22 protein-coding genes and 2 pseudogenes are annotated in these 21,628 nt (G+C 62.9%); 20 read left to right on the top strand and 4 right to left on the bottom strand.

What is annotated here, in order from left to right; genetic code table 11:
• Positions 1-317, bottom strand: a 317-nt coding sequence (locus EOA32_RS14195) for a VOC family protein (protein ID WP_145971296.1), incomplete at its 3' end; no start/stop codon positions are given.
• Positions 318-349: 32 nt separating this feature from the next.
• On the bottom strand, positions 350-880 hold the full coding sequence (locus tag EOA32_RS14190) for a hypothetical protein (RefSeq protein ID WP_095800793.1): 531 nt from the start codon (positions 878-880) through the stop codon (positions 350-352).
• Positions 881-965: 85 nt separating this feature from the next.
• Between EOA32_RS14190 and EOA32_RS14185 the strand changes: the two genes are divergently transcribed.
• On the top strand, positions 966-1,802 hold the full coding sequence (locus EOA32_RS14185; protein ID WP_128372088.1) for an AraC family transcriptional regulator: 837 nt from the start codon (positions 966-968) through the stop codon (positions 1,800-1,802).
• A gap of 187 nt (positions 1,803-1,989) precedes the next feature.
• Positions 1,990-4,785 carry a DNA gyrase subunit A gene (gene gyrA / locus EOA32_RS14180; protein WP_066992478.1) on the top strand — a complete coding sequence of 932 codons (2,796 nt, stop codon included), beginning with the start codon at positions 1,990-1,992 and terminating at the stop codon, positions 4,783-4,785.
• Positions 4,786-4,834: 49 nt separating this feature from the next.
• Here gyrA and EOA32_RS14175 read toward each other — a convergent pair whose 3' ends face one another.
• On the bottom strand, positions 4,835-4,987 hold the full coding sequence (locus EOA32_RS14175) for a hypothetical protein (RefSeq protein ID WP_082953674.1): 153 nt from the start codon (positions 4,985-4,987) through the stop codon (positions 4,835-4,837).
• Between the two features lie 193 nt (positions 4,988-5,180).
• Here EOA32_RS14175 and coaD point away from each other — a divergent pair, with 193 nt between their 5' ends.
• From coaD to tgt, 7 genes are all read left to right on the top strand, one after another.
• The gene (coaD, locus tag EOA32_RS14170) at positions 5,181-5,681 is read left to right on the top strand and encodes a pantetheine-phosphate adenylyltransferase (RefSeq protein WP_128372087.1); all 501 of its coding nucleotides are present in this window, start codon (positions 5,181-5,183) and stop codon (positions 5,679-5,681) included.
• A 74-nt stretch (positions 5,682-5,755) separates the two neighbouring features.
• Positions 5,756-6,346 carry a peptidylprolyl isomerase gene (locus EOA32_RS14165; protein ID WP_128372086.1) on the top strand — a complete coding sequence of 197 codons (591 nt, stop codon included), beginning with the start codon at positions 5,756-5,758 and terminating at the stop codon, positions 6,344-6,346.
• Positions 6,347-6,375: 29 nt separating this feature from the next.
• Complete coding sequence (locus EOA32_RS14160) at positions 6,376-6,888, top strand: peptidylprolyl isomerase (protein ID WP_066992487.1); 513 nt, start codon at positions 6,376-6,378, stop codon at positions 6,886-6,888.
• Positions 6,889-6,899: 11 nt separating this feature from the next.
• On the top strand, positions 6,900-7,349 hold the full coding sequence (locus EOA32_RS14155) for a DMT family transporter (protein ID WP_066992491.1): 450 nt from the start codon (positions 6,900-6,902) through the stop codon (positions 7,347-7,349).
• A complete protein-coding gene (gene queA, locus EOA32_RS14150) occupies positions 7,349-8,437 on the top strand; it encodes a tRNA preQ1(34) S-adenosylmethionine ribosyltransferase-isomerase QueA (protein WP_128372085.1) in 1,089 nt (362 codons plus the stop codon). The genes EOA32_RS14155 and queA overlap by 1 nt, the downstream gene beginning before the upstream one ends.
• On the top strand, positions 8,427-8,696 hold the full coding sequence (locus tag EOA32_RS14145) for a hypothetical protein (RefSeq protein WP_128372084.1): 270 nt from the start codon (positions 8,427-8,429) through the stop codon (positions 8,694-8,696). The genes queA and EOA32_RS14145 overlap by 11 nt, the downstream gene beginning before the upstream one ends.
• The gene (gene tgt / locus EOA32_RS14140) at positions 8,689-9,819 is read left to right on the top strand and encodes a tRNA guanosine(34) transglycosylase Tgt (RefSeq protein ID WP_128372083.1); all 1,131 of its coding nucleotides are present in this window, start codon (positions 8,689-8,691) and stop codon (positions 9,817-9,819) included. The genes EOA32_RS14145 and tgt overlap by 8 nt, the downstream gene beginning before the upstream one ends.
• Positions 9,820-9,825: 6 nt before the next feature.
• Here tgt and EOA32_RS14135 read toward each other — a convergent pair whose 3' ends face one another.
• On the bottom strand, positions 9,826-10,245 hold the full coding sequence (locus EOA32_RS14135; RefSeq protein ID WP_066992501.1) for a DUF4864 domain-containing protein: 420 nt from the start codon (positions 10,243-10,245) through the stop codon (positions 9,826-9,828).
• 281 nt (positions 10,246-10,526) lie between these two features.
• On the opposite strand from EOA32_RS14135, the gene EOA32_RS14130 reads away from it, so the two are divergent.
• From EOA32_RS14130 to EOA32_RS14080, 11 genes and pseudogenes are all read left to right on the top strand, one after another.
• The gene (locus EOA32_RS14130; RefSeq protein ID WP_066992504.1) at positions 10,527-10,763 is read left to right on the top strand and encodes an Lrp/AsnC ligand binding domain-containing protein; all 237 of its coding nucleotides are present in this window, start codon (positions 10,527-10,529) and stop codon (positions 10,761-10,763) included.
• 168 nt (positions 10,764-10,931) lie between these two features.
• Positions 10,932-12,344: a circularly permuted type 2 ATP-grasp protein gene (locus EOA32_RS14125; protein ID WP_066992507.1), complete on the top strand. Its 1,413-nt coding sequence runs from the start codon at positions 10,932-10,934 to the stop codon at positions 12,342-12,344.
• A gap of 232 nt (positions 12,345-12,576) precedes the next feature.
• Positions 12,577-13,518: an alpha-E domain-containing protein gene (locus EOA32_RS14120; RefSeq protein ID WP_066992511.1), complete on the top strand. Its 942-nt coding sequence runs from the start codon at positions 12,577-12,579 to the stop codon at positions 13,516-13,518.
• A gap of 20 nt (positions 13,519-13,538) precedes the next feature.
• A complete protein-coding gene (locus EOA32_RS14115; RefSeq protein ID WP_128372082.1) occupies positions 13,539-14,333 on the top strand; it encodes a transglutaminase family protein in 795 nt (264 codons plus the stop codon).
• A gap of 30 nt (positions 14,334-14,363) precedes the next feature.
• Complete coding sequence (locus EOA32_RS14110) at positions 14,364-15,095, top strand: peptidase (protein WP_128372081.1); 732 nt, start codon at positions 14,364-14,366, stop codon at positions 15,093-15,095.
• A 98-nt stretch (positions 15,096-15,193) separates the two neighbouring features.
• Positions 15,194-16,621, top strand: coding sequence for a pyridoxal-dependent decarboxylase (locus EOA32_RS14105; RefSeq protein ID WP_128372080.1), 1,428 nt, complete (start codon positions 15,194-15,196; stop codon positions 16,619-16,621).
• A gap of 111 nt (positions 16,622-16,732) precedes the next feature.
• The gene (locus EOA32_RS14100) at positions 16,733-17,500 is read left to right on the top strand and encodes a DeoR/GlpR family DNA-binding transcription regulator (protein ID WP_128372079.1); all 768 of its coding nucleotides are present in this window, start codon (positions 16,733-16,735) and stop codon (positions 17,498-17,500) included.
• A gap of 126 nt (positions 17,501-17,626) precedes the next feature.
• On the top strand, positions 17,627-19,153 hold the full coding sequence (gene glpD / locus EOA32_RS14095) for a glycerol-3-phosphate dehydrogenase (RefSeq protein WP_128372078.1): 1,527 nt from the start codon (positions 17,627-17,629) through the stop codon (positions 19,151-19,153).
• A 37-nt stretch (positions 19,154-19,190) separates the two neighbouring features.
• Positions 19,191-19,829 (top strand): annotated as a pseudogene (locus tag EOA32_RS14090) (ABC transporter ATP-binding protein); the annotation flags it as partial.
• Positions 19,828-21,111: pseudogene (locus EOA32_RS14085) on the top strand (FAD-containing oxidoreductase); the annotation flags it as partial. The pseudogenes EOA32_RS14090 and EOA32_RS14085, both read left to right, overlap by 2 nt.
• 153 nt (positions 21,112-21,264) lie before the next feature.
• Positions 21,265-21,628, top strand: a 364-nt coding sequence (locus EOA32_RS14080; RefSeq protein ID WP_145971295.1) for a succinylglutamate desuccinylase/aspartoacylase family protein, incomplete at its 3' end; no start/stop codon positions are given.

The following is a 21,628-nucleotide window of genomic DNA, read 5'->3' as shown; positions in this document are numbered from 1 at the left end:
GCATAGTAGTTGTCGCCATAGGCGGCGCGCAGGCCGGGCCGGCCATTGTCCTTGCCACCCGCAAGCAAGGCCGCCGCATGGAAAGCGTCGACGCCGGCGCGTGTCGGTGCGGCAAAGCAGAAATGCAGGCCGGAGTCCGCGTCGGCCGGGACCGGCCGGCCGGCCTCATTGACCCAGAGTTCTACGGTCTTGGCGCCGTAGCCGAGCGAGCCGGGTGACTGGCTGAGGCACGAGTAGCCGAGGGGCTCCAAAGCGGCGTCGTAGAAGCGTTTCGAGGCGTCGCAGTCGCGGACGCCGATCGAGATATGGTCAAGCATCGTTTTCTCCATGATTACAGGTGGTTAATCGGTCAGGCTGGAGTCGAGCGCCGCGCCAGGAACTCGACCTCCATGCGCCAGGTTTTGCCGCCGTCATGCGAACGCTCGCCAAGCCAGCGGAAGGCGTTCTCGGTGATGTGCGAAAAGCTCCAGCGCACCGAGGAGCCGGTGCCGTCGGCGCCGATCTGCACGATTGTGTCGCCTTCGGCGCGGCCGAGCTGGCGGCTGTAATACTGGTTGCGCGGATCGCTCCAGAAGATATGCCAGGCGTCCGCGCCGGGGTCGTAGACGCGCAACGTCGTGCCGTAGAAGGTCCATGGCCCGAGAGAGGCTTGCACCCCGGCATTCCGCGCCGGCAGGATCCAGACGTCCTGGACCGCCTTGCCCTCCAGAACCCAGCCGAAATGCACCTCGCCGCGCCCGGTTAGCCTGGTGCCGTCCTCCAGCGTGCGCGTGGCGTCGAACGTCCAGGCGCCGATGAAACGGCCGTAGAGTTTCAGCTTTTCGGCGAGATCCGGATTGGGAGCGTCGCTGTGCAGGGCTTCGGCAAAGGGATCGGTCATGGTTGCTGCCTCGTTTGTCAGGAGAGGCGGAGCAATAGGGGCATGGCGGGGTTCTGGGCTTGGGAAAAATTGCTATTTTTCGGCGATGGCGACGACTGAGAAAAACCTGGCCTCAGGGCATGGCTGGCAGGTATCCGACGTGATCTGCACGGCTCGCGCCGGCGACCGTCCGTTTGAGGAACAGCATCGCGGTTTCTGCCTTGCCGCCGTGACCAGAGGCACGTTCCGCTACCGGACGCGCCAGGGCACCGCAATGCTTGCTCCAGGCGCCATCCTGCTCGGCAATCCGGGCGCCTGCTACGAGTGCGGCCACGAGCACGGCGCGGGCGACCGCTGCCTCTCCTTCCATTTTTCGCCGGCCTATATGGAGCGCGTCGTCGCCGATGTGCCGGGCGCAAGCCGGCTCGGCTTTGCCGACCCACGCCTGCCGCCCTTGCCGGTGCTGGCGCCGTTGCTGGCGCAAGCGGAGGCGGCGCAGCAAACGGGCGACGGCGAGGCGTTCGAGGAACTCGGTCTGCGCATTGCCTGCGCGGTGGTCGGGGCTGCGGCCAATTCGTCCGAGGTTGCCCGGACACCCAGCCCCCGCGACCAGAAACGCGTAGCCGAGGCGGTGCGTTTGATCGAGCTCAACGCCGATCGCCCGCTTTCGCTGACCGAACTCGCCGACGGCACGGCGACCAGCCCGTATCATTTCCTGCGCACGTTCCGTCATGTCGCCGGCATGACGCCCTATCAGTTCCTGTTGAGGACCAGGCTGCATCGGGCCGCGGTGCGGCTGTGCGCGTCGAACGAAGCGATCTCGACAATTGCTTTCGATGCCGGCTTCAACGACCTTTCGACCTTCAACCGGAGGTTCCGGCGCGAGATGGGAGAAGCGCCCGGCGCCTACCGCTGCAAACGGGCGGGCGGACGCGGGCATTAGCCAAGGCCGTTCGGGATCGACTTGGCCTGCGAGCTCAAAGTGTGGCTTTGGCCATATCGTCGCAATCAGCGGTATCCATTTGAAATTGCCGCCGAAATTGTCTTTGGAAAAGTGTCGTAGCCATTGGAGTTTCAGCCCGGCTTCCTATATAAGCGGCGAGTGATTCCCGACTGGATTGTGACCTGATTTGACCGACCAGAAGACACCGCGCGGGCCGGAGGGCGGCCCCACCGGCATCGAGCCGATTTCGATCATCGAGGAGATGCAGCGCTCCTATCTCGATTACGCCATGAGCGTGATCGTCAGTCGGGCGCTGCCCGACGTGCGCGACGGCCTGAAGCCGGTGCACCGCCGCATCCTCTATGCCTCGCATGAGAGCGGCTATCACTGGAACCGCAAATATGTGAAGTCGGCGCGCCCGGTCGCCGACGTGATGGGTAAATACCATCCGCATGGCGATGCCTCGATCTATGACGCGCTGGTGCGCATGGCCCAGGATTGGTCGCTGCGCGTGCCCCTGATCGACGGTCAGGGCAATTTCGGCTCGATCGACGGCGACCCACCGGCGGCGATGCGCTACACCGAGTCCCGGCTGACCAAGGTTGCGCATGAGCTGCTGGAGGACATTGACAAGGAAACCGTCGATTTCCAGGACACTTACGACGCCTCCGCCACCGAGCCCAAGGTGCTGCCGGCCCGCTTCCCGAACCTGCTCGTCAACGGCTCGGGCGGCATCGCCGTCGGCATGGCCACCAACATCCCGCCGCACAATCTGGCCGAAGTCTGCAACGGCGCCATCGCCATCATCGACAATCCGGCGATCGACCTGCCTGCGCTGATGGAGATCGTGCCCGGTCCGGATTTCCCGACCGGCGGCATCGTGCTTGGCCGCTCCGGCATCTACAATGCCTATTCGACGGGCCGCGGCTCGATCGTCATGCGCGGCCGCGTCAACATCGAGGCGCGCGGCAACGACCGTGAATCGATCATCATCACCGAGATTCCCTATCAGGTGAACAAGGCGGCGATGATCGAGAAGATGGCCGAACTCGTGCGCGAGAAGCGCATCGAGGGCATCTCCGACATCCGCGACGAGAGCGACCGCCAGGGCTACCGTGTCGTCGTCGAGCTCAAGCGCGAGGCCGTCGCAGACGTCATTTTGAACCAGCTTTACCGCTTCACGCCGCTGCAGACCTCGTTCGGCGCCAATATGGTCGCGCTGAACGGCGGCAAGCCGGAAGTGCTGACGCTGATCGACATGCTGAAGGCCTTTGTCGGCTTCCGCGAGGAGGTTATCAGCCGGCGCACGAAATATCTTCTGCGCAAGGCGCGCGAGCGCGCCCATGTTCTGGTCGGTCTCGCTATCGCCGTCGCCAACATCGATGAGGTGATCAAGCTGATCCGCACCGCGCCAGATCCGCAGACGGCGCGCGAGCAGTTGATGGAACGGCGCTGGCCATCGCATGACGTCGCTCCGCTGATCCAACTGATCGATGATCCGCGCCACCGCATCAACGAGGACGGCACCTACAATCTATCCGAGGAGCAGGCCCGCGCCATCCTCGACCTGCGCCTGCAGCGCCTGACCGCGCTCGGCCGCGACGAGATCGCCGACGAGTTGAACAAGATCGGCGCTGAAATCCTTGATTATCTTGACATCTTGTCTTCTCGCGCGCGCATCCAGCAGATAGTCAAGGACGAGCTGATCGCCGTCCGTGACGAGTTCGGCACGCCGCGCCGCACGGAACTCGCCGAGGGCGGGGCGGACATGGAAGACGAAGACCTGATTCAGCGCGAGGACATGGTCGTCACGGTCAGCCATTCCGGCTACATCAAGCGCGTGCCGCTGTCGCTCTACCGGGCGCAGCGTCGCGGCGGCAAGGGCCGCTCCGGCATGTCGACCAAGGAAGAAGATTTCGTCACCCGGCTATTCGTCGCCAACACGCATACGCCGGTGCTGTTCTTCTCCTCGCGCGGCATCGTCTACAAGGAAAAGGTCTGGCGCCTGCCGGTCGGCAACCCACAGTCGCGCGGCAAGGCGCTGATCAACATGCTGCCGCTCGAGCAGGGCGAGCGCATCACCACCATCATGCCGCTGCCGGAGGACGAGACGAGCTGGGGCGAGCTCGACGTGATGTTCGCAACCACGCGCGGCACCGTGCGGCGCAACAAGCTGTCCGACTTCGTCCAGGTCAACCGCAACGGCAAGATCGCCATGAAGCTGGAGGAGGAAGGCGACGAAATCCTCGGCGTCGAGACCTGCACGGACAATGACGACGTGCTGCTGACGGCGAATTCCGGCCAGTGCATCCGCTTCTCGGTCTCCGATGTGCGCGTCTTCCAGAGCCGCAATTCCGTCGGCGTGCGCGGCATCGCCATGGCCGAAACCGACCGCGTGATCTCGATGTCGGTGATCGAACATGTAGATGCTTCACCGGCTGAGCGCGCGGCCTATCTCAAGCGTGCGGCATCCGAGCGTCGGCTTGCCGCCGGCGGTGCAGCCGAGGAGGAAGAGATCGCGCTGACCAATGAGGAGATCGGCGAGGAAGCCGAGCTTTCCGACGAGCGCTACGAATTCCTCAAGATGCACGAGCAGCTTGTGCTGACGGTGACCGAATACGGCTACGGCAAGCGTTCCTCGTCCTATGATTTCCGGCTGACGGGTCGCGGCGGCAAGGGCATCCGCGCCACGGATGTCTCGAAAGTGGCCGAGATCGGCCGGCTGGTCGCGACCTTCCCGGTCGGCAACGACGATCAGATCATGCTGGTATCGGATGGCGGCACCGTCATCCGGGTTCCGGTCGATGGCATCCGCTTCGCCAGCCGCGCCACCAAGGGCGTGACCATCTTCAACACCGCCGAGGGTGAGAAGGTGGTGTCGGTCGAGCGGATTTCGGAGCCGCAGTCGGACGAGGAAGCCGAGGAAGCGCCTTCGGGTGAAGCCGACACTGCAGAAGATCCGGGCGAGGGAAATCCCGAATAGCCTTACTGCGCGCCACCGGCCCCCGGGCCGGTGCGATCATGGCTGGAAGTCAGCGGCGATGGTACAGGTTGCGGCCTACGAAGCCATCGAGCCGCTTGGTGTTGGTCTTGATGCGCACCCGTGCCGCTTCCTGGTGCAACCCGAATGCGGTGGCGATCAGCATCACAATGGTCATTGCAGTGGCAAGCATGTAGATCAGCATTTGCGTGTTCTCCTGCGATCACAACGATAAAGATGGTGCTTTGGTTTCATCTCCTGAAGCGGCAAGCTGGTGAATGCTGCGTGAAGCGTTCGTGATTGTCGCATTCGTCTGTCGTTGACGTCCGTGAAAAGGTTCACGACCGGGTGCAGCAATGGGATTTGCCTTTGTCGGAGAGGCTCGCTAGAAGCCTGCCATGACCGAACGCACCGCCCTTTACGCCGGCTCCTTCGACCCGCTGACCAATGGTCACCTCGACGTGTTGAAGGCTTCGCTTGCCGTGGCCGACACCGTCTACGCTGCAATCGGCATTCATCCCGGCAAGACGCCGCTGTTTTCCTTCGAGGAACGCGTGAAGCTGATCGAGGCCGCGACCAAGGCGGAATTCGGCCGCGACAGCGACCGCATCGAGGTCGTCTCCTTCGATGGGCTGGTCATCGACGCCGCCAGGAAGCATGGCGCCTCGATCATCATCCGCGGCCTGCGCGACGGCACCGATCTCGACTATGAGATGCAGATGGCGGGCATGAACGAGACCATGGCGCCGGAGCTGCAGACGGTTTTCCTGCCGGCCAGCCCGTCTGTGCGCACCATTACCGCCACACTTGTCCGCCAGATTGCGTCGATGGGCGGCGACATCCGCCCGTTCGTGCCGGCGGCGGTCGCAGGCGCCCTCACTGCCAAATTCGCGAAATAGTGCATGTCGCCCAAAGGTGGATCCCGGTTTTGGGGCAACGACATGCACCCAAACAAAGACTTTCGGAGAACCTCATGCAGCTGAAAAAGCTTGCTTCGTTGCTTGTCGTGCTTGCCGGCGTTTTGGCGGCGTCCTTGCCGGCCTCGGCAGCCGACAAGGAAAACACCTTGATCATCACGCTGAAGGACGGTGACGTGACCGTCGCGCTGCGTCCCGATCTGGCGCCGAAGCATGTGGCGCAGATCAAGAAGCTGGTGCGCGAGGGCGCCTATGACAATGTCGCCTTCCATCGCGTCATCGACGGCTTCATGGCCCAGACCGGCGACGTCAAGTTCGGCAACATGAAGAAGGGTTTTAATCCCGAGGCTGTCGGCACGGGCGGATCCGACCTTCCCGATCTGCCTGCCGAGTTCTCGCAGACCGAGCAATTCACCCGTGGCGTGGTCGGCATGGCCCGCTCACAGGACCCGAACTCGGCCAATTCCCAGTTCTTCATCATGTTCGCGCCCGCGCCGAACCTCGACGGGCAGTACACCATTGTCGGCAAGGTGGAGAGCGGCATGGATCTGGTGGACAAGATCAAGAAGGGCGATGAGGCGGACAACGGCACGGTCAAGGACCCGGACCGCATGATCAAAGTCCGCATCGCTGCCGACAACAAGTAACTGCTCGATTTTCAAAAGGATTTTCTGACATGGCTGAGATCAAGGACCGAGAGAACGCGCTCATCATGGAAACGACGAAGGGCGAGGTCGTCATCGAAATGTATCCGGACCTTGCGCCCGGTCACGTGGCGCGCATCAAGGAACTGGCGCGCGAGGGCGCCTATGACGGCGTGGTGTTCCACCGTGTCATCGACGGCTTCATGGCGCAGACCGGCGACGTCAAGTTCGGCAACTCCTCGAAGCCGACCTTCGCTCCGTCGCGCGCCGGCATGGGCGGCTCCGACAAGCCGGACCTCAAGGCCGAATTCTCCAACGCCAATCACGGCCGCGGCACCTGCTCGATGGCGCGGGCGCAGAACCCGAACTCGGCGAACTCGCAGTTCTTCATCTGCTTCGACGATGCCTCCTTCCTCAACCGCCAGTACACGGTCTGGGGCCAGGTCATCGAAGGCATGGAGAATGTCGACAAGATCAAGCGCGGCGAGCCGGTGCAGGATCCCGACAAGATCGTGTCGCTGAAGGTCGCGGCCGACGTCAAGTAAGGCATAGTACGATGATGGGCGCAGTCTGGTCCCTGCTCGGCATCCTGTCCGGCGCCTTCATCGCCATCCAGGCGCCGATCAACTCGCAATTGGCGCGCGGCCTCGGCCTTCCGGTCGCAGCCGCCGCTTTCTCGTTCCTGTCGGGCGCCGTCGTTCTCGGTATCATCGCGATCGCCGTGGTGAAGCTGCAGGGCCTCTCGCTCGACTGGAAGGCGCCGGCACCCTGGCTGTTCGTCGCCGGCGGCATGCTCGGCGGATTCTACGTCACGCTCTCCACCATTCTTACGCCGCGCATCGGTGCGGCGGCGCTGATGGCCTTCCTGGTCGCCGGCCAACTGATCGCCGGCATGCTGGTCGACCGGGCCGGCTTCCTTGGTGTTGCCGTGCGCGAGGTCTCGCTTGGCCGCGTGGCCGGCGCCGTGCTGCTGCTCGTTGGAGCGCTGCTCATCCGGCTCTACTGATGCGCGTCGATCTTTTCGACTTCGACCTGCCGGAGGAGCGCATTGCGCTGCGCCCGGCGGAGCCGCGTGACAGCGCCAAGCTCTTGGTGGTCAAACCGGGCGAAACGCTGCGCGACCGCACCGTCAGCGATCTGCCGTCGCTGCTGAGAGAAGGCGACGTGCTGGTATTTAACGATACCAAGGTCATTCCGGCCCAGCTGAAAGGCATCCGCAAGCGCGGCGAAGCGATGGCGCAGGTCGAGGCCACGCTGCATATGCGGCTCGCGCCAGACCGCTGGCGGGCCTTCATGCGGCCCGGCAAGCGCATCGCCGTCGGCGACCGCATTCATTTCGGCCACGACCAGAATTCCTGCTTCCTCGGCCAGCTCGACGCGACAGTGATCGAGAAGGGCGAGGCGGGCGAGGTGTTGCTCGGCTTCGACCTCTCGGGCGTCTTTCTCGACGAGGCAATGCACGCCGTAGGCCATATCCCATTGCCGCCATACATCGCCTCGAAGCGAGATGACGACGAGCGCGACCGCAGCGACTACCAGACCATCTATGCCAGGGAAGAGGGCGCGGTCGCGGCCCCCACCGCCGGCCTGCATTTCACGCCGGAGCTGTTTGCAGCGCTGGAAGCCAAGGGCATCGAGCGGCGCTTCGTCACGCTGCATGTCGGCGCCGGCACCTTTTTGCCGGTTAAGGCCGACGATACCGCCGACCATAAGATGCATGCGGAAACGGGTTTGGTGAGCCAAGAGACGGCAGACGCGCTCAACGCTGCAAGGGCGCGGGGAGGGCGGATTGTCGCCGTCGGCACGACCTCGCTGCGCCTTCTGGAAAGTGCCGCGCGTGAGGACGGCAGGATCGAGGCCTGGTCCGGGCCGACCGATATCTTCATCACCCCCGGCTACCGCTTCAAGACAGCTGACATGCTGATGACCAATTTCCACCTGCCGCGCTCGACGCTGTTCATGCTGGTCTCGGCCTTCAGCGGACTGGACGCGATGCGTTCGGCCTATGCGCATGCCATCGAGAGCCGCTACAGGTTCTACTCCTACGGGGACTCCAGCCTGCTTCACCGAGCGGAGACGAGCGATGGACGATGATCTAGAGAGAATGGACCGCGAGGCGCTCATCGCGGAAGTGACGAAGCTGCGCGCCGGTATCCGCGCGCATCGCGATGCGACCGGCCATGATCTCTGCTGGCATCATCCCGACCTCTGGGACCTGCTGCCGGAGAAGACGGAGCCGGCGATCGCCGTGCCGCCGTGGCCGAAATTCATGCGCGGCTGCGTCCGCTACCGGCAGTCGCTCGACGAGCAGGCACCCGGCGCCCCGGTGCACGACAAGGAATTCGATGGCTGAGACTTTCTCTTTCAAGCTGCTCGCCACCGACGGTAATGCGCGGCGCGGCCTCATCAGCATGCCGCGCGGCGAGATCCGCACGCCGGCCTTCATGCCGGTCGGCACCGGCGGCACCGTCAAGGCCATGTATATGGATCAGGTGCGCGGCGTCGGCGCCGACATCATCCTCGGCAACACCTATCATTTGATGCTCAGGCCAGGCGCCGAGCGCGTGGCGAAGCTCGGCGGCCTGCATGAATTCGCGCGCTGGCCGCACCCGATCCTGACCGATAGCGGCGGCTTCCAGGTAATGTCGCTGTCGAAGCTGAGGAAGCTTAGCGAAACGGGCGTCACCTTCCGCTCGCATATCGACGGTGCGCGCTACGAGATGTCGCCGGAGCGGTCGATCGAAATCCAGGGGCTGCTCGATTCCGATATCCAGATGCAGCTCGACGAGTGTACGGCGCTTCCCGCCAAGCCGAAGGAAATCGAGCGCGCCATGGAACTGTCGCTGCGCTGGGCCGAACGCTGCAAGACGGCGTTCGGCGATCAGCCGGGCAAGGCGATGTTCGGCATCGTGCAGGGCGGCGACAGTGCTGTGATGCGCGTGCGTTCGGCGCAGGCGCTGGCGGCTATGGACCTCAAAGGCTATGCCGTCGGTGGGCTGGCGGTCGGCGAGCCGCAGGCGGTGATGCTGGAGATGCTGGACATAACCTGCCCGGAACTGCCGGCCGACAGGCCGCGCTACCTGATGGGTGTCGGCACCCCGGACGACATCTTGAAATCCGTGGCATGCGGCATCGACATGTTCGACTGCGTGATGCCGACGCGCGCCGGCCGCCATGGTCTGGCCTATACGCGCCGCGGCAAGATCAACCTGCGCAACGCCCGCCATGCCGACGATCCGCGTCCGCTGGACGAGGAAAGCGACTGCCCGGCCGCGCGCGACTATTCGCGCGCCTATCTCCATCATCTCGTGCGCTCGCAGGAGTCGCTCGGCGCAATGCTGCTCACCTGGAACAACCTGTCCTACTACCAGAAGCTGATGCAGGACATCCGCGCCGCGATCGAGGCAAAAGCCTTCGAGACGCGCGCTGCCGAGATTTCGGAATGCTGGGCGAGGGGCGATCTGCCGGCGCTATGAACGCTTTTATGTGCTCACCGAAGTCGCGGCGCGCAGGCTGCAGCCGGTGATCTTAAAGCTGCCGTCGGGCTGCTGTTCGAGCGTGTACACCGCCTCATAGTCCTTGCCGTCGGGCCCGACGATCAGCACCTGCTGGACGATCGAGGCCGGCCCGGTCTGCTCCACCTTGCCAAAGGAATAGTTCTGCGGCCTGCGCACCGGCGCATAGCCGTTGGTCACCATGTTCATGAAGGTGTCGACGGTCGGGAAGATCCGCTTCACATTTGGCGCGGCGAAGCTGTAGGCGGTGGCGCCGTCATCGGCGAGAAAGGCCTTGAGCTGGCTGTCGATGACTGTTTGCGCCGCTTTGATCTCGGCGTCACCGGCGAAGGCCATGGATGCGAGAACCATCGGAACGAGAGCGAGTGCGAACAATACGCGGCGCATAGCCTGTCTCCAGAATTCGCGTGGATAGACAATTAACATACGCTAGGCGGCGTGCCGTGGTTTCACCGTTGCGCAGATTTCTTGCCCGCACGGATGCCTCCGCTAGGACCTGACCTGAGGTGTTCCCGAACTGTCCTTGGTGGCGTCCCCGGGCCGGTGTGGCATGCCGATCGCGGAGTTGCGGCAAGCGGCCGCCAAGGCGCGTGCAGCCTGATGCTTGAAAGCCTGTCGCTAGTCTGCCACAAGGGCCGCTCATTCGCGAAGACTGGCAGGACCGGGAAATGAAGGCATTTTTCGTGCAGATAAAGTGCGATCTGGGCAAAGCCTATGAGGTCGCCAGCGCGCTCGCCGATGCCGAGATCGCCTCCGAAATCTATTCGACCGCCGGCAATTACGACCTGCTCGCAAAGTTCTATGTCGACGACGAGGAAGACATCGGCCACTTCATCAATGAACGGGTGCAGATCCTGCCTGGAATCAAGGACACCTTCACCATCGTCACTTTCCGGGCGTTCTGATTTGCCGTTTGATGCCCGCTCACCGGGCATGAACTGACCCGGCGTCGCTCCCGCTGCCCTAATCGTAGGCAATTTGCATAGGACGGCCGCCAGCGCCGCCCAAATCATCGATTGCGCTTGATTTTCTCCAGCCGGGCCAGTGAAATGGCTTCAGAGGGGAGTACGCGATTGGCAGCGTTCGACGAAATGCTTCCGGAAGTCTCCGGATTGAGAAGACCATATCAGGCTTATGATCGCTGGCTGAAGGAACAGGACCCGGCCAGGCTCACCCAGAAAATGGAGGACGCCGAACGCGTCTTCCGCAAGACCGGCATCACCTTCGCCGTCTATGGCGAGCAGGAAGCTTCCGAACGGCTGATCCCCTTCGACATCGTCCCGCGCATCATTTCCGGCCAGGAATGGCGCCGGCTGACGCAGGGCATCGAGCAGCGCGTGCAGGCGCTCAACGCCTTTCTCGACGATATCTACCACCGCCAGGAAATCCTGCGCGCCGGGCGCGTTCCCAAAGAACTGGTGGCGAAGAATGAAGCGTTCCTGCCGGAGATGATCGGTGTGAGACCGCCGGCCGGCGTCTACACCCACATCATCGGCGTCGACATCGTGCGCATCAGCGAGAACGAATTCTACGTGCTCGAGGACAATGCCCGCACGCCGTCGGGCGTCTCCTACATGCTGGAGAACCGCGAGACGATGATGCAGCTCTTCCCGGAGCTGTTCCAGCAGATCAAGGTGCGGCCGGTGGAGAACTATCCGCAACTGCTGCGCCAGTCGCTGGCGGCGGTGCGGCCGCAGAGCGCAAAGGGCGCGCCGACCATCGCGGTGCTGACGCCGGGCAGCTACAACTCCGCCTATTTCGAGCACGCCTTCCTCGCCGACCAGATGGGCGTGCAACTGGTCGAAGGACAGGATCTGCGCGTGGTCGACGGCCATGTCACGATGCGCACCACCGAAGGCTACAAGCAGATCGACGTGCTTTACCGGCGCGTGGACGACGCCTTCCTCGATCCGCTGACCTTCCGGCCGGATTCCGCGCTCGGCGTGCCGGGCATCATGGATGTCTATCGGGCCGGCAACATCACCATCGCTAATGCGCCGGGCACCGGCATTGCCGACGACAAGGCGATCTATTCCTACATGCCCGAGATCGTCGAGTTCTACACCGGCCGCAAGGCGATCCTCGGCAACATCCCGACCTGGCGCTGCTCGGAGCCCGACAGCCTGAAATATGTGCTGGAGCACATCGGCGAGCTTGTCATCAAGGAAGTGCACGGCTCCGGCGGCTACGGCATGCTGGTCGGCCCCGCGGCGACCAAGAAGGAATGCGAGGCGTTCGCCAAGAAGCTGCAGGCCAAACCCGGCAACTACATCGCCCAGCCGACGCTCGCGCTGTCGACATGCCCGATCCTGACCGAGAAGGGGCTGTCGCCGCGTCATGTCGATCTCAGGCCTTACGTGCTGGTTTCGGATCGTATCCAGATCGTCCCGGGCGGCCTGACTCGCGTCGCGCTCAAGGAGGGGTCGCTTGTGGTCAATTCCTCGCAAGGCGGTGGGACGAAGGATACGTGGGTGTTGGATGATTAAAGAGCGAATAGAGAGTAGCGAATAGCGAATAGCGAATAGCGAATAGGGAAAGAGGGGGATCCGACGCAATCAATTCTTACAGGGACCTAATTGTTTGGAAGGTGGCCAAACTGACGAAATCGGAAAAATGCTGCGATCGATGATCAGGAGCCTTCAACAGAGATCATGAAATCTTTTTTTCGCTACTTGCTACTCACTATTCGCTATTCGCTCGACACCGGAGCAAGCTGACATGCTTCTCGGCCGCACCGCCAACGGTCTCTACTGGATGAACCGCTATATAGAGCGGGCCGAAAACATGGCGCGCCTGGTCGATGCCGGCCTGCGCATGGCGCTGACGCGCACGCAGAACGCGTCGGAGGAATGGAACTCCGTCCTGCTCAGCGCCGGTTCCGACCTGGCCTTCTCGCAGAAATACCAGGACTACACCGTCGCGAACGTCTCGGATTTCCTGCTGCGCGATACTTCGAATCCTTCGAGTACGATGGCCTCGATCGAGACGGCGCGCAACAATGCGCGCATGGTGCGCACAGCGCTGACGCGCGAGACCTGGGAGAGCATCAACGAGGCCTGGATGTCGCTGAAGCGGATGCTGGCACGGCCGATCGACGAGCGCGATCTGCCGACGGTGCTCGACGCGATCAAGCGCGAGACGGCGCTGATCCGCGGCTCGTTCTACGGCACGATGCTGCGCAACGAGATCTTCGACTTCTCGCAGCTCGGCACCTATGTGGAGCGCGCCGACAACACGGCCCGCATCCTCGACGTGAAATATTATGTGCTCTTGCCGTCGATCTCCTGGGTGGGCTCGACACTCGACAATTATCAATGGGAATCGATCCTGCGCTCGGTGTCGGCGCACCGCTCCTACCGGTGGGTGTATGACGCGGACTACAAGCCGACCAACATCGCCGACTATCTGATCCTCAATGTCCGCATGCCGCGCTCGCTGACCTTCTGCTATCGCTTCCTGGGCGAGCATCTGAGATTCCTCGCCGACGACTATGGCGAGCGCCATGCCTGCCACGCCACCGCCGAGAAAATTCAGACGATGCTGAAGAAGGGGTCGATCAAGGATATTTTCGACCACGGCCTGCATGAGTTCCTGGCGGAATTCATTCGTGACAACACCAGGCTGGGGGATGAGATCGCCCTGGACTACCGGTTCTACTGAGCGCTGGAGAGACAGGCGCCATGCGGCTCAAGATCACACACCGGACCGAGTACCGCTACGACGCACCGGTGCAGTACCTGTTGCAGCGGCTGCGTCTGATGCCGGTTAGCGGATCGACTCAGACGGTTGCGTCCTGGGTGATCAAGATCGACGGAGCCCGAGAGGAGGTTCGCTTCACGGACCATTTCGGCAATGACACGCGGCTGGTGAGTGCCGAGGGCGGCCAGCACACCATCATAGTCGAGGCGGCGGGCGAGGTGACGACGCGCGACACTGCCGGTGTGTCCGGTGCGCATCATGGTTTCGCGCCGCTCTGGCTGTTCAGTCAGCAAACGCCGCTTACGACCGTCGGCGACGGCATTCGCGACCTGGCCGCTTCGGTCGGGGAGGGGACGGATATCGACAGGCTGCACAAGCTGATGGGCGCGATCCGGGAGCGCGTCGCCTATAAGCCTGGGACGACCAGCGCCGTGACGCCGGCGGAAGAAGCGCTGACGCTGAAGGCCGGTGTCTGCCAGGATCACAGCCACATCTTCACCGCCGCGGTGCGCGTGATGGGCTTCCCCGCGCGCTATATCAGCGGCTATCTGATGATGGATGCCTCGGTCGAGCAGGCGGCAAGCCATGCCTGGGCAGAAGCGCATGTGCCGGGCCTGGGGTGGGTTGCCTTTGATCCCGCCAACGGTATCTCTCCCGACGAACGCTATGTAAGAGTGGCGACGGGTCGGGACTATAGCGATGCCTCGCCTGTGTCGGGAATACTGCTGGGGCAAGCGGAAGAGAAGCTTGCCGTCACCGTCACGGTAGAGCAGTAGTCTCTGCCAAGATTCACCAGAAGAGCGACCATGACCTATTGCGTCGGCCTCAAGATCGATCGTGGACTCGTGTTCATGTCGGACACGCGCACCAATGCCGGCATGGATTCGATTTCGACCTTCAGGAAAATGCATGTCTGGGAAGAGCCTGGCGAGCGCGTCATCGTGCTGATGTCTGCAGGCAATCTTGCCACGACGCAAGCCGTGGTCAGCCTGCTGGACGAGCGCAACAAGGCGGCCGGCGACCGTCACGAGAAGCTGCTCGAGACCCCGTCAATGTACCAGACGGTGCGGCTGGTCGGCGAGACGGTGAAAGAGGTGATCGCACAGTCTTCGCCCGCCGGCGATCAGGCGGATTCCTATTTCAACGCCTCCTTCATCCTCGGCGGCCAAATCAAGGGCAGCCAACCCCGGCTGTTCATGATCTATCCCGAGGGCAATTTCATCGAGTCGACCGACGACACGCCATTTTTCCAGATCGGCGAGACCAAATACGGCAAGCCGATCATCATCCGTGCCTATGACCGTACGATGAGCCTGGCCGAGACGGTGAAGCTGCTGTTGGTCTCCTTCGACTCGACGCTGAAGTCGAACCTGTCGGTCGGCCTGCCGCTCGACCTGCTCTTCCTGGAACTGGATGCTTTCAAGGTCGGCCTGAAGAAGCGGATCGGTCATGAAGACCAATATTACCGAACCATATCGGATGGCTGGTCCAACGCGCTAAAGGCGGCCTTCGCCAGCCTGCCCGATTTTCCCGGCTAGGGCGTTCGCCTACGAAGCGGATGCCTCATTATATTTAACATGTTAATTAAAGTCGAAGTGGCGGGCCGATCAAGGTCCGGCGGCTGCTGAGAGGATACATGGACAAGAAAGAATTCCGCGATTGGTCGAGGCGAGCCGCGGATTGGGGCGTGGACTACCGGTCCAGCCTGCGCGATCGTCCGGTGCGGCCGGCGATCGCGCCCGGCGACATATTCAGGAGCATCGAAGAGTCGCCGCCCGAGACGGCCGAGCCGATGGAAAAAATCTTCGCCGATTTCGAAACGAAGATCGTGCCCGGGATGACGCATTGGCAGCATCCGCGCTTCTTCGCCTATTTCCCGGCCAACGCGGCGCCGGTCTCGGTGGTGGCCGAGTATCTCGTCTCGGCGATGGCCGCGCAGTGCATGCTGTGGCAGACCTCGCCGGCGGCGACAGAGCTCGAGACGCGTATCGTCGACTGGATGCGCCAGGCGCTGGGCCTGCCCGAAGGATTCTCCGGTGTCATTCAGGATTCGGCTTCGTCGGCGACGCTTGCCGCGGTGCTCACCATGCGCGAGCGGGCGCTTGACTGGCAGGGAAACAGACAAGGTCTCGCCGGCCATGCGAAGCTGCGTGTCTATTGCTCCAACCAGGTTCACACTTCGATCGACCGAGCGATCTGGGTCGCCGGCATCGGCGAGGAGAATCTCATCCGTATTCCGGTAACCGGTCGTTTTCGCGCGATGGATACGCCGGCGCTCGAGGCGGCAATTATCGCCGATAGCGAGGCCGGCCTGCTGCCGGCGGGCATTATCGCCTGCGTCGGCGGCACCAGCACCGGCGGCACCGACGACATCGCTGCCGTAGCGGCCGTGGCGAAGCGGCACGGCCTTTATCTGCACGTCGATGCGGCCTGGGCCGGGTCGGCAATGATCTGCCCGGAGTTCCGGCATTTCTGGGCCGGTGTCGAGAGCGCCGATTCCATCGTCTTCAATCCGCACAAATGGCTCGGCGCGCAATTCGACTGCTCGATCCAATTCGTCCGCCAACCGGAAGACCTTGTGCGCACGCTGGCCATCAAGCCGGACTATCTCAAGACCAGAGGTCATGACGGCATCATCAATTATTCGGAATGGTCGGTGCCGCTTGGCCGCCGCTTCCGTGCGCTGAAACTCTGGTTCCTGCTGCGCGCCCACGGGCTGGAAGGATTGCGCAAGACGATTCGAAACCATGTAGCCTGGAGCGAGGGACTTGCCGCACGCCTGGCCGGGGAAGCCGATTTCGAGCTCGTCACCGAGCCGATGCTGTCGCTGTTCTCGTTCCGTCATCGCGCCCTTCAGGGTGCCGATCCAGACGAGCACAATTTGCGTCTCGTTGACGCCATCAACACGGACGGACGCACCTATCTGACGCAAACGCGCGTCGATGGTCGGGTGGCGATCCGCTTTCAGGCGGGACAGTTCGAGACCACGGCCGGCGATATTGATGCGGCCTTCGATGTCGTCACAGAGGTTGCGCGCGGGCTTACCTTTGAGGCGGCAAACTGATTGCGGACCGGTTTGCCTTTGCGAGAAGGCGAGGTTCGTTAGCCGGCTTGTCCCTTTCCATCGCTTTCGTTTTCCGATATAGACGGAAAAAACGAAAATGAAGGATAGCGGATGTTCCTTTCGCCCCGTCACACCGAGATCATCCAGATGGCGAAGGACAACGGCCGGGTGCTGGTCGACGACCTGGCGACTCATTTCAGCGTGACGCCGCAGACCATCCGCAAGGACCTCAACGATCTCTGTGACCAGCGGCTGCTGACGCGCATCCATGGCGGGGCGCTGTTCCCGTCCGGCATCGAGAACATGGAATACGAGGCGCGGCGCAAAATCGCTGCCGATGAGAAGGAGGCGATCGGCCGCGCCGCGGCCAGGCTCATTCCCGACAACGCCTCGCTGTTCATCAATATAGGCACCACGACGGAAGCCGTCTCAAAGGCGCTTCTCGACCATAACGGGCTTATGGTCATCACCAATAACATCAACGTTGCCAATAGGATGCGGATCTATCCTTCGATCGAGGTGGTGATCGCCGGCGGCGTTGTGCGCGGCTCCGACGGCGGCGTCGTCGGTGAGGCCGCGGTGGATTTCATTCGCCAGTTCAAAGTCGACTACGCCGTCATCGGCGCCTCGGCCATCGACCATGACGGCGCGCTGCTCGACTTCGACTTTCGCGAAGTGAAAGTGGCGCAGGCCATCATCGCCAATGCGCGTCATGTGATTCTCGTCTCCGACCGGACAAAATTCGAGCGCACGGCGCCGGTTCGCATTGGTCACCTGTCGCAGGTGAACACCTTCATCACCGACCGTTGCGACATTCCTTCGGTGCGCCGGATTTGCGAGGAAACGGAGGTTCGTTTGATCGAGACAGCGCTCGGATAGAGTCTCTTCACGGACATCTCACGCATCTGTGATATTTCGTTTGACATTCGGATCGAGTTCGAAATAATCCCGCCACGGTTTCGCGAAACACAAAAATGGTGCAATGCGAAATCGTGGAGGAACCCTGTGGACGCATCTCCGATCCATGACATTTTTGTCATAGGCGGCGGCATCAATGGCTGCGGCATCGCCCGCGACGCCGTTGGCCGTGGATTTTCCGTATACCTCGCCGAGATGAACGATCTCGCCAGCGGGACTTCCTCCGGCTCGACCAAACTGATCCATGGCGGGTTGCGCTATCTCGAGTTCTACGAATTCCGGCTGGTGCGCGAGGCGCTGATGGAGCGCGAGGTTCTGTGGAAGAACGCGCCGCATATCATCTGGCCGATGCGCTTCGTGTTGCCTTACGCTAAGGGCCTGCGTCCCGCCTGGCTGATCCGGCTCGGCCTTTTCCTTTACGACCATATCGGCGGGCGCAAGCTGCTGCCGGCGACCAAGACGCTGGACATGGCCACCGATCCGGCCGGCAAGCCGCTGAAGCCGCTGTTCCGCAAGGCGTTCGAATATTCGGACGGCTGGGTCAACGATGCCCGCCTGGTGGCGCTCAATGCCCGCGACGCGGCCGACCGCGGCGCCGTCATCCGCACTCGCACCAAGGTGGTCAGCGCGCGCCGCGAGAGCGCGCTGTGGACGATCAAGATCCAGAACGTGCTGACCGGCGAGATCGAGAAAGTCTGCGCGCGTCTTCTCGTCAACGCCGCCGGGCCGTGGGTGGATCAGGTATTGGCAAAAACCGTCGGGCAGAACGATGTGCACAATGTTCGGCTGGTGCAGGGCAGCCACATCGTCATCGGCAAGAAGTTCGACGATCCGCGCGCCTATTTCTTTCAGAACAAGGACGGACGCATCATCTTCGCCATTCCTTACGAGGAAGAGTTCACGCTGATCGGCACCACCGACCGCGACTTTCCGGGCGATCCGCATGAGGTGAAGATCAGCGATGCCGAGATCGACTATCTTTGCGCCGCCGCGAGCGAATATTTCGCCCAGCCGGTCAAGCGTTCGGACATCGTCTGGACCTATTCGGCGGTGCGCCCGCTTTATGACGACGGCGCCTCGAAGGCGCAGGAGGCGACCCGCGACTATGTGCTGAAGGCCGATGGCGGGGAGGGTGCTGCCCCCTTGCTCAACGCCTTCGGCGGCAAGATCACCACGTTCCGCCGGCTGGCGGAATCGATGCTGGAGAAGATCGAAGGCTTTCTCGGCAAGCGCGGCAAGCCATGGACCGCCAACGCGCCGCTGCCCGGCGGCGATTTTCCCGCGACCGGGTTCGACGCGCAGGTATCGAGGCTCAAGAACGCCTATCCATTCCTCGACCAACGGCTGGCACGCAGATTGACCCGGCTTTACGGCACGCGCGCGGAGAAGCTGCTTGGCCTCGCCAAGTCGAATGCCGATCTCGGCCGCAATTTCGGTGCCGACTTCTATGAAGCCGAGGTGCGCTACCTGGTCGAGAACGAGTGGGCGATCACCGCCGAGGACGTGCTGTGGCGCAGGACCAAACGCGGCCTGCATTTCAGCCGCGAGCAGACGGCGGCATTGGAAGAATTCATGCGTGGGTTGAGCAGCCGCCATGTCGCCGCGGCGGAATGAGGATCGAGCTGATGCGCAAGGCCTGGGAGGAGGCGTGATGCTGGAACTGAGGAACGTGACGAAGACGGTCGGCGCGCAGGAGCATATTCGCGACGTGTCGCTGACGCTTCAGCACGGCTCGCTGAATGTCCTGCTCGGGCCGACGCTTTCCGGCAAGACCAGCCTGATGCGGCTGATGGCCGGGCTCGACGCGCCAACTTCCGGCTCGGTCTGGTTCGACGGCAAGGACGTCACCGGACAGCCGGTGCAGAAGCGCAACGTCGCCATGGTCTACCAGCAATTCATCAACTATCCGGCGATGACGGTGTACGAGAACATCGCCTCGCCGCTTCGGGTTGCCGGCATCGAACAGGCCAGGATCGACAAGGAGGTGCGCAACGCTGCGGCACTTCTCAAGCTCACGCCCTATCTCGACCGCACGCCGCTCAACCTCTCGGGCGGCCAGCAGCAGCGCACGGCGCTTGCCCGCGCCATCGTCAAGAACGCCAGCCTGGTGCTGCTCGACGAGCCGCTCGCCAATCTCGACTACAAGCTGCGCGAGGAATTGCGCGCCGAACTGCCGAAGATTTTCGCCGCGGCGGGCACCATCTTCGTCTATGCCACGACCGAGCCGCACGAGGCGCTTTTGCTCGGCGGCAACACCGCAACGCTTTCGGAAGGCCGCGTCACGCAGTTCGCTGATCGAGCGCAAGCTTATTGGCGGAACCTGTGTCAACACCGGCTGCATGCCGACCAAGGCGATGGTGGCGAGCGCCTACGCCGCGCATCTTGCCCGCCGCGCCGCCGACTATGGCGTCGCGCTCTCCGGTCCGGTCGGGGTCGACTATCAAAGAATCAAGGCACGCAAGGACAAGGTGACCAATGACGCCCGCGGCAATCTCGAAAGCTGGATCGCGGGGATGAAGGGCTGCACGCTTTATCGCGGCCATGCCAGATTCGAATCCGCTAATACAGTGCGCGTCGCCGACGACCTGCTGACCGCGCCAAAAATCTTCCTCAACACCGGCGGCCGGGCCTCCGTGCCGGACCTGACCGGCGTCAACGACGTCCCCTATCTCACCAACTCCTCGATGATGGATCTCGATGTGCTGCCCAGCCATCTGGTCGTCGTCGGCGGCAGCTATATCTCGCTCGAATTCGCCCAGATGTTCCGCCGTTTCGGCTCCGAGGTCACGGTGATCGAGAAAGCGCCGCGGCTGACCGGCCGCGAGGACGAGGACGTCTCGGCCGCGATCCAGTCCATCCTCGAAAACGAAGGCGTCACCGTCCATGTCGGCGCGGAGGACATCGGCTTTGCCAGGCAGGGCAACGGTATCGCCGTGACCTTCTCTGCCGGCAAGCCGCCGGCGGTCGGCTCGCATGTGCTGCTGGCACTCGGCCGCGTCCCCAACACCGACGACCTCGGCCTCGACAAGGCCGGCGTCGAGGTCGACAAGCGCGGCTACATCGTCGTCGACGACCAGTTGCGCACCAATGTGCCCGGCATTTGGGCCATGGGCGACTGCAACGGCAAGGGCGCCTTCACCCACACCTCCTACAACGACTACGAGATCGTCGCCGCCAATCTGCTCGACAACGATCCGCGCAAGGTCAGCGACCGCATCGAGGCCTATGCGCTCTACATCGATCCGCCGCTCGGCCGCTGCGGCATGACCGAGACCGCTGTCAAGAAATCCGGCCGCCGCGCGCTTGTCGGCCAGCGGCCGATGACCCGTGTCGGCCGCGCCGTCGAAAAGGGCGAGACGCAAGGCTTCATGAAGATCCTGGCCGACGCCGACACCGGCGAGATCCTCGGCTGTTCGGTGCTCGGACCGGGCGGCGACGAGGCGATCCACTCTGTGCTCGACCTGATGTATGCCAAGGCGCCGATCTCGACGCTGGCGCGCGCCATGCACATCCACCCCAACGTCTCGGAGCTTCTGCCGACCATCGCCCAGGACTTGAAGCCGCTGGCGTAACGGCAGATCGCCGCTCCACGTCGGGGCTTCTCGATCTTGGCAAACAGTGCTCAAGGCGTCCGACGGTCGGCTTGCGCCTATCGCGCGGGCGGACTGGACCACTGACACCCTGGCCGTAACCATGCATGTCTGGCCACCCACCGGAGGAACCCCATGCAAAAGACCATCGAGCGCATCGCAGGCGACAGCGAAGGCGTTGCTTATGAGTTCCCAGTTTTCCGCTTCGAGGGCACGGACAAGTCGGCGCCCTCGGTCTATCTGCAGGCGGCGCTTCATGCCGGAGAATTGCCGGGTGTCGTCGCCATCGACGCGCTGATGCCGATGCTTGCCAAGGCGGAAGCGGAAGGCCGCATTAGAGGCGCCATCACGTTGGTGCCCTGGGCCAATCCAATCGGTCGGGCGCAATACCATTTCGGCGAGCACCAGGGCCGCTTCAATCTCGGCACCCGCACCAACTTCAACCGTGCCTTCCCGCTGCTTGCCGCGCCGGACGCCAGGCTTTTAGCGGATGTCAACC

The organism is Mesorhizobium sp. M1A.F.Ca.ET.072.01.1.1, from assembly GCF_004023325.1.
Classification (GTDB): domain Bacteria; phylum Pseudomonadota; class Alphaproteobacteria; order Rhizobiales; family Rhizobiaceae; genus Mesorhizobium.
This window is presented reverse-complemented; position numbering and strand designations above follow the sequence as displayed.